Genomic DNA, 13,788 nt, shown 5'->3' with positions numbered 1-13,788 from the left:
CAGCGCCGGAAGACTTAGTTCGCGGTGGCGTACTGCAGCACCGGTTCCGCCGAATCGACATGACTACCACTGAGAATCGTGAGTTGCTGCGGACGCACTTCATAGCGGACGCCGTTGGCCGGGTTTGTGACGTCAAACCCGCCGTCGGTGCGCACCGCGTTGGCAAGTTCGATGTTGGCGCCATCACGGATCCGCTCGCCCCGATAGTAGTAACTCCCGGTGCCGGTTTGGCATATCACCACGAGCGACTGAGCCGTTCGCACCACCATCGCGGGAGGATTCCCGGGATCGCACCGGGCAGTGTGCCCAACGAAGCCAAGCCCGTCGGCGCCATCCACCGGACGTGACAGCGTGGGCGTGGCCGTGGTCGTCTGCGGCGGCGCCTCCGCCGCAGGGGTCGACTTGAAAAAGGTGTTGCGGACAATCAGGATCGCCACCAAGACCGCTGCGAGCACCAGCATGGTCACGGCCACACCCCCGACGATGACCGTCGTACGCCCGTAACGCGGCCTCCGGGAAGCCCTTTGAGACGCAGGAATGGCCGGCGGATACGGGCTGAAACCCGTGTCATCCGGGTTTTGATACCTCGCCGGGAACGGCCGGGTTTGCGACGGCCGGCTCACCGGGGCCGGGGAATTGGCACCCAACGCCTCGGAGGCCGCCCTGGCCAGCTCGCCCGCGGACGCGAACCTCGCAACGGGCCGCTTGGCCATCCCGATCGCGATGACGTCATCGAACGCCGTTCTGATCCCCCTGCGCATGATGCTCGGCCGCGGCGGCGGCGACATCAGGTGCGCGGTCATCAGCTGCGGGGCCTCCGTGCCCGGGAACGGCGGCTCGCCGGTGAGGCACTCGTACAGCACGCAGGCCAGCGAATAGACGTCGGCCGGCGGCCCGACCGGCACCTTGTCGAACCGTTCGGGCGCCATGTAGGCACACGACCCGAGCAACGCCCCGCTCGCCGTCACGCTGGGATCGTTGCCGGCGCGGGCGATACCGAAATCGACCAGATACGCGAAGTCCTCGGCGGTCAGCAGCACGTTTTCGGGCTTGACGTCGCGGTGCACCAGCCCGTCGGCGTGCGCGGCATCCAGCGCGGACGCCACCTGGGCGATGATCGAGACCGCCCGCGCGGGCTCGAGCGCACCACGCGCGCGCAGCAGGTCTTTCAGACTGCCGCCGTTGACCAGGCGCATATCGATGAAGAGCACCCCATCGATCTGGCCGAAGTCGTGGACCGGGATGACATGGGGTTCCTGCAGCCGCGCCGCCCTCTCCGACTCCAACCGGAACCGTTGCTGGAATGACGGGTCCGCGGCCAGCTCGGAGCGCAACAACTTGAGCGCGACCATCCGACCCTTGCGGGTGTCGTAGGCCTGGTAGACCTCACCCATGCCACCCACACCGAGCAGTGATCGCAGTTCGTACGGGCCGAACCGGGTGCCGACTCGGGAGCCGCCATGCGGCCTAGACATCGATCATGCCATCCGAAATCTACTCGGCGACTTGGTAATTCGATCCATAGCGGTCACCGCGGTCAGGCGCGCCCCACCAGCTTGTCAACATCGACCACCTCCCCGCGGTTGATGCTCACCCAATCACGCCCATCCAGATACGGCCGCAGACTCCGGCCGATCAACTCGGCATCGGCCGCCGACTTCGGCCGCTGCAGCTCGTACACGTGCGGCAGTTCGGCCATACCGGTGACGACGTCCCACAGCTTCAACGACGCCGCGCCGGTGGGTGGGTCCACCAGCACCGGCCCGAACAGGCACTGTCCGTCGGCAAGGAACAACGTCGGCACCCCGAACCCGCCCGCATCGACGACTCGCTGATGCTCGGCGCGTACTTCGTCGTGCGTCGTCGAATCGGCCAGCGCGGCATCCAGAACCCCTGGTTCGGAGCCGATTTCCCCCAGCAGCCGGCGCGCCACCTCCGGGTCGTGGGGTTTGCCACCAAGACCGTGCAGCTCGTGTCCGATCGCGCGATACCACTTGTCCAGCAACGACATATCAGTCCGGCGCAACAGCGCGCCGATGCGCATCAGCGACCAGCCGTAGGACCACTCCCGTTCCCACGGGTGCTTCTTGCCCTCGACCCGGTTGATCTCTTCCAAGCTGAAGAACCGCCAGTTGACGGTGATCCCCAACTGCTCACGCACGTCGCGTATCCAGATCGACGTCTGATATGCAAAGGGGCACATGGGATCAAAGTGAAAATCTACCTCGGTCGCCATGAGCGGACTCCTCTCCCGCGAGTGTTCATTCGACCTTACGTGTTACCTGTGACAGTAGTGCGGCGTTTCCTGACGCCTGACCCCGCACGGTCGGGTAGCTTCGATTCGTGTTTGGCATCATCCGGCCCTGCCGCCATCGTCTGGGCAGCGAACTCACCGCGGCCTGGCGAGCGCAGTTGTGCGGACTGTGCCTGGCTTTGCGCGACGACTACGGACAGGCCGCGCGGATCGCCACCAACTACGACGGCTTGGTGGTTTCCCTGCTCGTCGAAGCGCAGTCCCAGTCGAAGCCGACGCGCCGCACCGCCGGGCCGTGCCCATTGCGCGGCATGAAGCGCGCCGACGTGGCGACCGGCGAGTGCGTCAAGCTGGCCGCGGTGGTGTCGTTGGCGTTGGCCGCGGCACGGGTGCGCGACCACGTGGACGACCGCGACGGCTTGGTCGGCGCCGCCCCGGTGCGGCCCGCTGCGCGGCGGCTCGCCGAACGGTGGGTGCGCCAGGGCACCGAGACGGGGCATTCGCTGGGATTCGACACCGGGGTGCTGGTCGCTGCGATCGACCGTCAGACCGAGCTCGAGGCGGCGGCAGGCCCAGGCAGCTCGCTGTCGGCGGTCACCGAACCCACCGAGACGGCGGTCGCCGCGGCCTTCGCGCACACCGCCGTCTTGGCCGGCCGCCCCGCCAACGCCGAGCCGCTGCGTGAAGTCGGCCGGCTGTTCGGCCGGATCGCGCATCTGCTCGACGCGGTCGAGGACTACCGCGACGACGTGGTCCGCGGGAAGTGGAACCCCTTGGTCGCCACGGAAACCTCCATGGCCCAGGCCCGCGCCCTGTGCGACGACGCGGTACTCGGCATCGAGCTGGCGCTGGCCGACGTGGACTTCACCGACGGTCGGCTCCCGCGACGGCTGCTGACCCGAGAGGTCCGCCGCGCGGTATCCCGCACCTTCGACATGCGGCGCGGCGGCGGAACGCCGCACGGCGAGCAAGAAGGCATCAGCTGGGGCAACGAGGTCATCGGCTCCGGCGCCGTCCCGGGCATTCCTGGTGAGCTGCCACCACCCTCGCCGCAACGCAAGCAGGGCTGCTGGGACAGGTTCACGGACGTCTGCTGCTGTGAGTGCGAAGGTGAGTGTTGCTGCGACTGCTGCGACGACGGCTGCTGCGACTGCGGCGACGGCTGCGACTGCGACTGCGACTGCGGAGACTGCTGCGACTGCAGCTGAGCCCCCGCGCGGGCGGCGGAGGTTGGCGGGCAGCCAATCCCTTGGTACGGCAGGATTGGGCGGGTGTTCGGGCTTGTCGTCATCGTCACGCTGGTCGCCGCCGTGGTTATCGGGACGGTGGTGGGCCGACGTTACCGTGTCGGTCCGCCGGTCCTGCTGATCCTGCTCGGAGCGCTGCTGGGCTTGATCCCCAGCTTCGGAGACGTCGAGATCCACGGCGAGATCGTGCTGCTGTTGTTCCTGCCCGCGATCCTCTACTGGGAGAGCCTGAACACCAGCTTCCGCGAACTTCGCTGGAACATTCGCGCCGTGATCATGTTCAGCATCGGCCTGGTGATCGCCACCGCGTTCGCCGTGTCGACGACGGCACGACTTCTCGGCATGGAACCCCACGCGGCAAGTGTCCTGGGCGCCGTCCTGTCCCCCACCGACGCGGCGGCCGTGGCCGGGCTGGCAAAGAAACTGCCGCGCCGTGCGCTCACCGTCCTACGCGGGGAAAGTCTCATCAATGACGGGACCGCCCTCGTGCTGTTCGGTGTCACCGTCTCCGTCGCGGTCGGCGGTTCGCCGGTCGGCCCCGCCGCGCTGACCGGACGATTCATCCTTTCCTACCTCGGGGGCATCGTGGCCGGGCTGCTGGTCGGCGCGCTCGTGACCTTGTTCCGCCGCGGCATCGATGCTCCGCTGGAGGAGGGTGCGCTCAGTCTGCTGACACCGTTCGCGGCATTCTTGCTCGCCGAAGCCATCGAGTGCAGCGGCGTGGTCGCGGTGTTGGTTTCGGCCCTCGTGCTGACCTATTCCGGGCCGAAGGTGATCCGGGCACGTTCCCGCCTGCAGTCCTACGCCTTCTGGGACATCGCGACGTTCCTGCTCAACGGTTCACTGTGGGTGTTCGTCGGGGTCCAGATTCCCGGCGCAGTGCGCCACCTCTCCGACAGCGAGGGCGGGCTTCGCGACACGCTCGTGATGGCCTTCGCGGTCACCGGCGTCGTCATCGTCACCCGGTTCCTCTGGGTGGAATTCAGTTCGGTGTTGGGCCGCATCATCGACAAGACCTTCAAGAAGCCCAGCCATTACGCGCCCTTCCGCCAACGGTTTGTCACCAGCTGGGCGGGGTTCCGTGGCGCGGTGTCGCTGGCCGCGGCGTTGGCAGTTCCGTTCACCACCCACGGCGGCACCGCGCCGTTCCCGGAACGCAATCGGATCATCTTCATCGTCGTAGTGGTCATCTTGGTGACGGTCCTGGTTCAAGGGAGCACACTGCCGGCAGTCGTTCGGTGGGCAGATATGCCCGAAGACGTCGCCCAGGCTGACGAACTGCACCTGGCCCAAATCCGCAGCGCCGAAGTCGCCCTCGAAGCGCTGCCCGAAGTGGCCGCCGAGGTCGGGGTTGGCCCAGAGGTCCTGAAGCGCCTGAAGAAGGAATACGAGGAACGTGCCGTGCTGGCCAACGGTGACGGCGACGCGGCCAGTGACATGGCCGAGCGCAGCGATCAGATCCGGCGGGTCCGTCTTGCCGTGCTCGATCGCCAGCGACGGGCCATCACTCAGCTGCGTAACCAGAACCTCATCGACGACATCGTGCTGCGCGAGCTGCAGCGCGATATGGATCTCCAGGAAGTGCAGCTGCTCGATCCCAGCGAGACGGAAGCCTACGAAGGGAGCGGGGAGTAGGTAGCGCGGCCGCCGACACCCTGACCAGTACTACACGGCAGCCGCTTGATCCCGTGAAAGAACGAGGACCGCAGCCGATCCGGTGCTCCAATCACGGTCAACTCCGGCACATTCGAATACAACTCCTCAAGCATCACCCGCAGTTCGAGACGGGCGAGCTGGGCACCCAGGCAGAAGTGCACTCCCCCGCCGCCGAACGCCGCATGCCCCGCATCAGTTCGGGTGATGTCGAATTCGTCGGCGCGGTCGAAAACTTCCTCGTCGCGATTAGCCGACAGGTAGTGCATCAGCACCCAATCGCCGGCCGAAACAGCCTGACCGCGGATCACCACATCCCGGGTGGCGGTGCGACGGAAGTGCAGCACCGGCGTGGCCCAGCGCAACAGCTCCTCGACGGCGGCCCTGGATGCCGCGCCTGGGTCGCGCGCCAATGCCGCCTGCTGCTCCGGATGCTCGGACAACGCCAAAATGCCGTGGCTGAGCGTGTTTCGGGTGGTCTCATTGCCGGCGACGGCCAGCAGCAAGAAGAACTCGTTGAGCTGGTCGCGGTTGAGCCGTTCACCGTCGACCTCGGCGGCGAGCAGCGCCGACAGGATGTCGTCAGTCAGCCCGTACTTGCGCCGGTGCTCCACCAATTCACCGCAGTAGGCGAACATTTCGGCCGCGGCCAGGCCGAGGGCTTCGGGCGTGGGGGCGTAATCGGGGTCCTCGATGCCCAGGCTGCCGATCGCGTTGCTCCAACGAAAAACCTCCAGCCGATCTTCGGCCGGCACCCCCAGCACGTCGGCGATCACCTGTAGCGACATCTCCGCGGAAATGTCTAGAACGGCGTCGAATTCGCCCTTCTCGGTGATGGTGGCGACGATGTCGCGGGCAACCTTGCGCATGTGGGGTTCCAGGCGTTGCACATTGCGCACCGTGAAGCCCTGGTTGATCAGCTTGCGGATCTTGACGTGTCGCGGCGGGTCGATGCCCGGGAGCATCGCCGAATTCGGCGCCGCTTCGACCTCGACGAGGGTGTTGCCACGACTGCTGGTGAAGGTTTCCGTGTCACGGCTGACGAGTCGCACGTCGGCGTGCCGGGTGAGCAGCCACGCCCGCGGCAACCCGGAGAACTGCACCGGATGCACCGGGGAGTTGGCCCTCAGGCGGGCCAGCGCATCGAACGGTGCACCGGCCACGAATGTGTCGGGGTCGAGCACCGCCGCAGCGTCGCGGTCGCTGGGACCGTCCTGGTTCGTGACGACGAGTGAGCGAAGCTTCGGGGTGCTCATGACGCCTTTACCCCAGCGATGATCACTTCCAGCCCGGCGCGAAACCGCGCCGTCGTCTGACGCCTGCCGCGCAACTCCTCCATGCCAACCGAACCGAGCAGATAGGTGTACAGCACCGTATGCGTGGCATTGACAACAGGTTTCGCTACCCCGGCTTCGGCGAGCAGTGAGCGGCTGAGCTTGTCGAGGCGCCGGGCGGCTTCTCCTCCGCCGCTGGTCTGCAGGATGTTCACGAGTCCAGGCACTTCAAGCATCACTTCGCGTGCGGCGCAGTACAGTTCGATGATTCGGGCGTCCCACGGCCCCGCCGCCGGGGCGGGGATCTCGGAGAGTACGGTCTCGGCAAGCAGATCAAGCGCGGCTTGTTTTCCCCGGACGTGGTAGTAGACCGACGGCACGGCGGCGCCGAGTTCGGCAGCGAGATCGCGCATCGTCACCCGCTGAACGCCGACGCGCCGCGCCAGGCCGTGCAGCGACGACACCACCTGAGCGCGGTCTAGTTCACCGTACGGACGCCGCGCTGACGCCGTCATTCCAGCCCGGTTCGCATCAATTCGAGCACTGTTAGAATCTAGCCCGATGAGCGATCCCATCGCAAAGCTGTCCATCGCCTCACCCATTGTCACGTCGGTGCCAGGTATGAACGCCGACTGGGAAAAAGACGCCTCGATCGAGGAACTGGCGCAGGTCGCCGAAGCCGCAGACCGACTGGGCTATCACCACCTGACATGCAGCGAGCACGTCGCGCTTCCCGCCGGCGACGGTGAACAAGCCCGCCGCGGGTCGCGCTACTGGGATCCGCTGGCCACGCTGGGGTATCTGGCCGCGCGCACCCGGCGCATCCGGTTGGTCACCAACGTGTTGGTGCTCGGCTACCACCACCCGCTCGAAATCGCCAAGCGTTACGGCACTTTGGACGTCGTGAGCAATGGCCGACTGATCCTCGGCGTGGGCGTGGGCAGCCTCAAGGAAGAGTTCGATCTGCTCGGCGTCCCGTTCGAGGACCGCGGCCCCCGCGGCGACGATGCGCTGCGGGCGCTGCGGGCATCGCTGTCACGCACAGAGCCCGAGTATCACGGCGAGTTCTATTCGTTCGGCGGCATGGTCGTGGACCCCTGCGCCATCCAAGAACACGTCCCCATCTGGGTCGGCGGGCGCACGCTGCGATCGCTGCGGCGGGCGATCAACCTGGCCGACGGCTGGACACCGTTCGGCGTGCCCCTCAAGCAGGCCGGAGACTGGCTGGCTCGTGAAACGATTCCGCCATCATTCGACGTCGTGCTGGCGCCATCGTCTCGTCTAGATCCCATCGGCAACCCCGAGCGCAGCCGCGAACTCATCGCCGACACCGTCGCGCACGGCGCCACGATCGTCAACGCCAACTTCGCCAGCACCTCCCTGCAGCACTACCTGGAGAACTTGCAGGCGCTCGCCGAGCTCAACACAACGTGAACCGCGTCAAGGCAGGCATTTTCAGCCTCACCGCGCCCGAGTCACCCGACGACGACGGTGGCTACCTGCGTTGGCATCTGCTCGACCACATGCCGGAACAGTACCGGCTGCCCGGAATCGTGCACGGCCTACGGTGGATCGCCGACGGCGACTACCTAGACCATCGATTGGTCGCGGAGGGGCCGTTGGGCCAGATCGGCAACGCCGTGCACTACCTGGTCGGCGATCCCGTTCGACAGACCTTCGACGACTTCGTCGCCCTCGGCCGAACCCTGCGCGACGAGGGACGCTTCCCGGTCTGGCGCCCACTACTGCAGATCGCCGGACTGCAACTGCTGCAATGGCATGCCGCCCCACGGGCGCTGGTCTCGGCCGAGGTCGTGCCGTTTCGCCCGCACCGTGGTGTGCTGCTGATCGTCGAGGAGCCAACTGCCGACGCAGCTGCGGAATGGCTGGAATGGCTACGCGCCGAACACTACCCACGACTGCTCGCAACCCACGGTACCGCGGGCGCCTGGACCTTCGGCGCTACAAACGCCTACGACCCCCAACCACGAGGCTGGCGCACCAACCGACAATTCATCACCGTCGTCTACCTCGATGACGACCCGCTCGCCACCACCACCTATCTGGCCCCATTGGTCGAAAAGCGTTGGCAGTCAGGCGCGGTGCGGCCCGTGTTCGCGGGTCCGATGCGGACGATGGCCAGCTGGGAAGTCTGGCCCTAGACCCGAAAACCTGGCGTCACCACAGCAGCCGAGGCAACCCGACCAGCGCTCCACCGGAGAAGTACGGCCCAGCATTGGGATCCAGCGTCGAATAGCCGGCGTTGACAATCGGCTGCAGAATCGAGTTGAGGCCGTTGACAATTGGCTGCGGGACGCCGATATCCTGCAGCGGCAACAACATCGGCAGAATCGGCGACGGGATCATGTACGTGGTGATCGTGCCACCCAAAGGGGTGACCTCGCTGGACAGCATTACCACGTCCGACATGGAGGCCAGTGCCGCGGTGTTGTGGTGGTAGGCCATACCGAATAGCGAGTTCACCACCGAGAGCAGATTCCACGGCCGGTCCGGCGGGTTGGACCAGGCGTCGTATTGTCCGAACACCAAGTTGACGTCGTACTGGGTGTTCGCCAGGGCGTGCACCGTGTAATCGACTATGGGCAGGGTCGCCCCGGTGGGCAGGTAAGTCTTGAACAGGCCGAACTCGGGGCTGGCGAACAGCGTGAACTGCAGGGCATTCGGCGCTGGGGCGTCCGGAGCGGTTGCCAGGTAAGCCAATTCGCGGTTGGCGGCGAGGGTTCCGTGCGACAGCGCGGCGATGTGTACCGGCGTGCCGTTGGCCACCGCGGCCATGATCTGGTCGTGGAGCATCCCCTGCCCGATGGCGACGGCCTCATTGACCGTCGGCGCAGTCAGGCTGCCGCTCACAATGCCCATGCTGGCGGGGAAGTTCACCACTTGCGCGACGGTGCCCGGAAACCAGTTCTGCCCGATGGCGTAATTGAGCAGGTCGTAGGCCTGCACCAGCGAAACCGTGGGCGGCCCTGCCACCCCGCCCTGCAGGAATATCTGTCCCAGATAGGGCAGCCGAGTGATCAGCCCGGGGTAATAGAGCGGGCTCGCCCCCGGGACCGTAATCCTCGTACTGGCCGCCGCCAACGGACCGGCGTTGGTCGCGTTAGCAAATTCGGCACTCAGGTAGGCGTTCGCATTGGCGGTCAAATTGCGCACAAATTGCTCGTTGAACTGCACGAGTTGCGCTTGGACCGCTTGATATTCCAGCGCATGCGCACGGAAAAACGCGGCAATACCGGTGGATACCTCGTCGGCGGCGGCGGCGAGCAGGGACGTGGTGGAGGTTGCCGCCGCCGCGTTGGCAGCCGCGATCGCCGAACCCACCGCGACCAAATCCTCGGCAGCAGTGGTCAGCAGCTCAGCCGCCGCTACGACATAGGACACAGATGACCCCTCCGACTAGGTGTCCATGAGGCTACCGCAGCCCCGGACCCCTATCCGGCGATTGGGACGACTGAAACCACAGTGACACATGTGATTTCAGCCCTAATTCACGGGATATGCGTGAAGAACACCGAGGTGTCGCTCGACGGTACGTAGGACGGCTCGAAGTCGGACTCGTGGGACGCGACGAAGACACCAAAGATGATGAGCAGCACCACCGTGAGGACCCAGACGCCCGTCAGGACGTAGCCGATGATCAAGCCTGCGGTGGCCAGCCCGCGTCCGCCTTCACCGGTGCGCCGTATCTGTCCGCGGGCGATGTGCCCGAAGACGATTCCCAGCGGGGCGAACACGAGGGCACCCACAAGAGCGACGATCGCCATGGTGTTTGTGGTAGCCGCCGGCGAGTAGGCAGGCGCGTACCCCGGCGAATACCCGGGAGGCTGTCCGCCCCACTGCTGGCCTCCATACGGAGGCTGATTAGGGTCCTGCGGATTCATAGCTGAATGTCCTTTCATGCCAGGCGAGTCGCGGCCTAGAAGCCAGCAGCAGCCCACGTGCCTTGCGGATAGGGTGGCACCTTTCCGGCGAAAACGCCGTCCGTGAATGTGCAGAGAGTATCGGACACTGTGCCCGCATTCGCCAACACTTTGGCCTCCTCACCTGGCGTGACGCGCGCAATGACGGCCTGCCAGAAGTAGTCGAAGCCGCCGTGCTCGTACCAGAGGAACCAGTCGGTCCCGCGACTGCCGGCCCGAATCAACCGGCGGAACGGCAGCGTCGGGTGGTTGACCGCGTCCGTCTTGTTGAACGGCGCGCCGATCTCGGCGATGCGCGGTAGAAGCTGGAGCAGCTCGGCCGGCAATTGCGAGGTGCTCTGCACCTCCTGCACCGGCGTCGTCAGGGTGCACTGCGTATTGGGTACCGCCTCAGCCGGTGCCGCCGGAATAGGCGCCAGGACACCCAGTACCCCCACTGCCGGCGCAACGCGCTTGCAGACCCGCCTCACCATGGTCTCCCTACCCCGATCGGTGTTCCCGAGGTTATCGCCTCAACCCTTCGCTCTGAGACTAGGGTGCGTTGCGGGAGGTTCGCAGATGTACTTCGTCGGATTGGACCTGGCCTGGGGTGAACGCAATCCCAGCGGGGTCGCGGTGCTGGACGATCAAGGTCTCTTGCAGTTTGCTGACGCGGCGACAAGCGACGCGGCCGTGCTGGCCGCGTTGGCCCCCTACGTCGACGGGCCGTGCTTGGTCGGGATCGATGCGCCGTTGGTGGTCAACAACCCGACCGGCATGCGGTTGGCTGAAAGTGAACTGAACCCGCACTTCCGACAGTTCCACGCCGGCGCACATTCGGCGAACACCGGCATGGACTGGTTCCGCGACGCTCCGCGCGGCGCCCGGCTCGCCGCACGGCTGGGCTTGGACATCGATCCGTATTCGACCTCCAGACGGCGCGCCATCGAGGTCTACCCGCACCCGGCAACCGTTGTCCTGTTCCGGCTGGGACGCACGTTGAAGTACAAAGGCGCCCGAGGCAGAAGCGTCGCGGACCGCAGGGCCGCGCTGCTCGAGCTCATGCGCCTCATCGAAGGACTGGCCGCTGCGTCACCGCGAATGCAGGTCAGTGCCAGCACCGACTGGGCGCGGCTGCGAGGCGCCGTGGAGCAGGCCGAGCGGCAAGTCGACCTGGACAGGGCGGAGGACCCGATCGATGCCGTGCTCTGCGCCTATATCGCGCTGTATGCCACGCGCCGGCCGGACGACGTCACGATCTACGGCGACCTGGAGCACGGATACATCATCACCCCGTCGCTGCCCTCGGACCTGACACCTACCCCGCGCACACCCGCGCTCGTCGCGAACCTCCTCGGCCCGGAGGCTTCGCGCAGTGCGGCCCTGATGGAGGCGGTGGAGACGGCATGGACCGATGTCCAAGGGAAGCTCGGCGGCGCCCTGCCCGCGACCGATGATGCGGCCCTGATCGACGACTCCTTCCGGCGCCTGGCCGTGCTGCTCGAACTCGCCGAGCAGGAGTTGTCCGCGATCCGCGACCGGCTGCGCTAGTTAGGCTCGTCACTGTGCCGCGACGCAACGAGGTCCTGATCACCGCCGACGAGCTGGCCCAGCTGCTGAACAGCGGCGGCCCGGTGGCCGTGCTGGATGTGCGTTGGCGCCTCGATCAACCCGACGGGCGCGACGCCTATCTACAAGGACACATCCCCGGCGCGGTGTATGTGTCACTCGACGACGAACTCAGCGACCACACCGTCGCCGGTCGCGGCCGCCACCCGTTGCCGTCGGGACGCAGCGTGGCGGCCGCCGCCCGCCGCTGGGGCGTCAACCAGGACACACCGATCGTGACCTACGACGACTGGAACCGCGCCGGTTCCGCTCGGGCCTGGTGGGTGCTGACGGCAGCGGGTCTGCGGGACGTCCGCATCCTCGACGGCGGCCTCGCGGCGTGGCGCTCCGCGGGCGGGCCGCTGGAGAGCGGTCCGGTGCATCGAAAGCCCGGCAATGTTGTTGTGCCGGTAGATGATTTGTACACGGGATGCCAGCCGACCTTGACTGCCGAGCAAACCGGAACCGTGACGCTGCTCGATGCCCGTGCGCCCGAACGCTTCCGTGGCGACGTCGAACCCGTCGACCCCGTGGCCGGCCATATCCCAGGCGCGCGAAACCTGCCCAGCGGTGCCGTCTTGAGCGGCGACGGCAGCTTTCTCGCCGAGGAGGCGCTCGCTCGGCTGTTGTCCGACAACGACATTGATCCCGACGAGCCCGTCGGCGCGTATTGCGGCTCGGGTGTTACCGCGGCGATCGTCGTCGCAGCACTCGCCACCCAAGGCTATGAGGCGGCGCTGTTCCCGGGGTCGTGGTCGGAGTGGAGTTCGGATCCGACCCGTCCCGTTGTGCGCGGCTAGGGTTAGACCCCCGCCCAGTTCTGCAGAAACGCCGCGACCACCCGGGCGGCGTTCTCCGCGGCGATCTGCTTGTAGAAGAAGAACTGAAAGGGGAAGCCCGGCAAGCGAAGCGGGTCGTTGGGCCCGTCGGACATGCCGCGGATGGCCAGGAACGGCGTGCTGTGCGCATCGGCGACCGCCTGCGCGGCGGCGCTCTCCTGGTCGACGGCATCGAACGCCGGATTCTGGACGGGGAAGGGTCTGAGGTTACCGATCAGACCCTTCAACAACCAGGCCGGGGTGTCCTTGAAGAAGTTGCCGGTATAAAACAGTGAGCGATCGGGCGCACTGCATGGTTGGCAGCCAAAGACGTCGCCCGCGTTGGGGACACACGGAAACGCCGTGCCGTTGTTGTTGTCGCTACTGGAGCCGTCACCACCGACGACCAACTGCGGCACCCGGCCCAAGTCGTTGAGGCGCACGACGGGCACCTTCTTGCACAAACACATCGGATTGCCCAGGGTGTTCACGCTGGCCAGCGCGACCGTCACGGACTGGGCGGCGGCGAGCATGCCGGGATCGACGGGACGAAACGTGGTGCCGTTGTCCAACGTCCATCGGGCGGGAATGGCGACGTCGCCCAGGCTGACGCGTCCCGCTCCGCCAGCGACGCCCGAAAAGACCACGGCGCCAACGGCGATGCCGGATGCGCAGGTAAACCGATCAAATGCGGTCTGTGTCACGGTCGTTGCGTTCACCAGCCCGATGCCCGTCATCGCGACGATCACCTTCTTGCCGCTGAGCGTGCCGAGGTAGAAGTGCCTGCGATTGGCGACAACGACCGGGCCGGGGTCAAGCGTGGTGTGGGCCAAGATCGCATCGGCCTCGGCGGGAAAAGCGGTCAACACCAGGGTGCGCAGTTCGCAGGCGCTCACTGCAGAATTGTCGCACCACGCGGGAAGACGCCGAGAATCGTTATCGTTCTTTTTGTTTAGCGACTCCGCTGACGACCCGCGTGTTGATCATGAGCAGCAATCGCGGGCCACCCTAAGC

13 protein-coding genes and 1 pseudogene are annotated in these 13,788 nt (G+C 66.3%); 6 read left to right on the top strand and 8 right to left on the bottom strand.

The annotated features are described in order from the left end of the window. Positions 1–14 precede the first annotated feature (14 nt). Together BST27_RS00610 and BST27_RS00605 are read right to left on the bottom strand one after the other, a co-directional pair. Positions 15–1,475 carry a serine/threonine-protein kinase gene (locus tag BST27_RS00610; RefSeq protein WP_069420597.1) on the bottom strand — a complete coding sequence of 487 codons (1,461 nt, stop codon included), beginning with the start codon at positions 1,473–1,475 and terminating at the stop codon, positions 15–17. Positions 1,476–1,537: 62 nt separating this feature from the next. Beyond that, the gene (locus BST27_RS00605) at positions 1,538–2,236 is read right to left on the bottom strand and encodes a mycothiol-dependent nitroreductase Rv2466c family protein (protein WP_069420598.1); all 699 of its coding nucleotides are present in this window, start codon (positions 2,234–2,236) and stop codon (positions 1,538–1,540) included. Positions 2,237–2,343: 107 nt separating this feature from the next. On the opposite strand from BST27_RS00605, the gene BST27_RS00600 reads away from it, so the two are divergent. Then, entirely contained in the window at positions 2,344–3,462 is a 1,119-nt protein-coding gene (locus tag BST27_RS00600) for a DUF5685 family protein (protein ID WP_069420599.1), read from the top strand. A 63-nt stretch (positions 3,463–3,525) separates the two neighbouring features. After that, the gene (locus tag BST27_RS00595; RefSeq protein WP_069420600.1) at positions 3,526–5,136 is read left to right on the top strand and encodes a Na+/H+ antiporter; all 1,611 of its coding nucleotides are present in this window, start codon (positions 3,526–3,528) and stop codon (positions 5,134–5,136) included. Here BST27_RS00595 and BST27_RS00590 read toward each other — a convergent pair. Next, positions 5,115–6,410 (bottom strand): cytochrome P450, encoded by a 1,296-nt coding sequence (locus BST27_RS00590; RefSeq protein WP_069420601.1) that lies wholly within the window; start codon positions 6,408–6,410, stop codon positions 5,115–5,117. The genes BST27_RS00595 and BST27_RS00590 overlap by 22 nt on opposite strands. Beyond that, positions 6,407–6,892: a TetR family transcriptional regulator gene (locus tag BST27_RS00585; RefSeq protein WP_232007350.1), complete on the bottom strand. Its 486-nt coding sequence runs from the start codon at positions 6,890–6,892 to the stop codon at positions 6,407–6,409. Before BST27_RS00585 ends, BST27_RS00590 begins: the two co-directional genes overlap by 4 nt. A 97-nt stretch (positions 6,893–6,989) precedes the next feature. Between BST27_RS00585 and BST27_RS00580 the strand changes: the two genes are divergently transcribed. Beyond that, on the top strand, positions 6,990–7,862 hold the full coding sequence (locus tag BST27_RS00580) for an LLM class F420-dependent oxidoreductase (RefSeq protein ID WP_069420603.1): 873 nt from the start codon (positions 6,990–6,992) through the stop codon (positions 7,860–7,862). Next, positions 7,859–8,590 (top strand): hypothetical protein, encoded by a 732-nt coding sequence (locus tag BST27_RS00575; RefSeq protein ID WP_069420604.1) that lies wholly within the window; start codon positions 7,859–7,861, stop codon positions 8,588–8,590. The genes BST27_RS00580 and BST27_RS00575 overlap by 4 nt, the downstream gene beginning before the upstream one ends. Before the next feature lie 16 nt (positions 8,591–8,606). On the opposite strand, the gene BST27_RS00570 is transcribed toward BST27_RS00575, so the two are convergent. From BST27_RS00570 to BST27_RS00560, 3 genes are all read right to left on the bottom strand, one after another. After that, positions 8,607–9,830: a PE-PPE domain-containing protein gene (locus BST27_RS00570; RefSeq protein ID WP_069420605.1), complete on the bottom strand. Its 1,224-nt coding sequence runs from the start codon at positions 9,828–9,830 to the stop codon at positions 8,607–8,609. Positions 9,831–9,937: 107 nt separating this feature from the next. Next, on the bottom strand, positions 9,938–10,213 hold the full coding sequence (locus BST27_RS00565) for a DUF4190 domain-containing protein (protein ID WP_069420606.1): 276 nt from the start codon (positions 10,211–10,213) through the stop codon (positions 9,938–9,940). Between the two features lie 152 nt (positions 10,214–10,365). Further along, the gene (locus tag BST27_RS00560; protein ID WP_232007351.1) at positions 10,366–10,839 is read right to left on the bottom strand and encodes a hypothetical protein; all 474 of its coding nucleotides are present in this window, start codon (positions 10,837–10,839) and stop codon (positions 10,366–10,368) included. Positions 10,840–10,927: 88 nt separating this feature from the next. Between BST27_RS00560 and BST27_RS00555 the strand changes: the two are divergent. Together BST27_RS00555 and BST27_RS00550 are read left to right on the top strand one after the other, a co-directional pair. Then, positions 10,928–11,674 (top strand): annotated as a pseudogene (locus tag BST27_RS00555) (DUF429 domain-containing protein); the annotation flags it as partial. 239 nt (positions 11,675–11,913) lie between these two features. Continuing rightward, positions 11,914–12,756: a sulfurtransferase gene (locus BST27_RS00550; RefSeq protein ID WP_069420607.1), complete on the top strand. Its 843-nt coding sequence runs from the start codon at positions 11,914–11,916 to the stop codon at positions 12,754–12,756. 2 nt (positions 12,757–12,758) lie between these two features. On the opposite strand, the gene BST27_RS00545 is transcribed toward BST27_RS00550, so the two are convergent. Further along, positions 12,759–13,670, bottom strand: a complete 912-nt coding sequence (locus BST27_RS00545) for a 5'-methylthioadenosine/S-adenosylhomocysteine nucleosidase family protein (protein WP_079219666.1) — start codon at positions 13,668–13,670, stop codon at positions 12,759–12,761. Positions 13,671–13,788: the final 118 nt, after the last annotated feature.

The sequence above is a fragment of the Mycobacterium intermedium genome (assembly GCF_002086275.1).
GTDB classification, from domain to species: Bacteria; Actinomycetota; Actinomycetes; order Mycobacteriales; family Mycobacteriaceae; genus Mycobacterium; species Mycobacterium intermedium.
The sequence above is the reverse complement of the archived record's forward strand: the minus strand, read 5'-3'. Positions and strand labels throughout refer to the sequence as shown.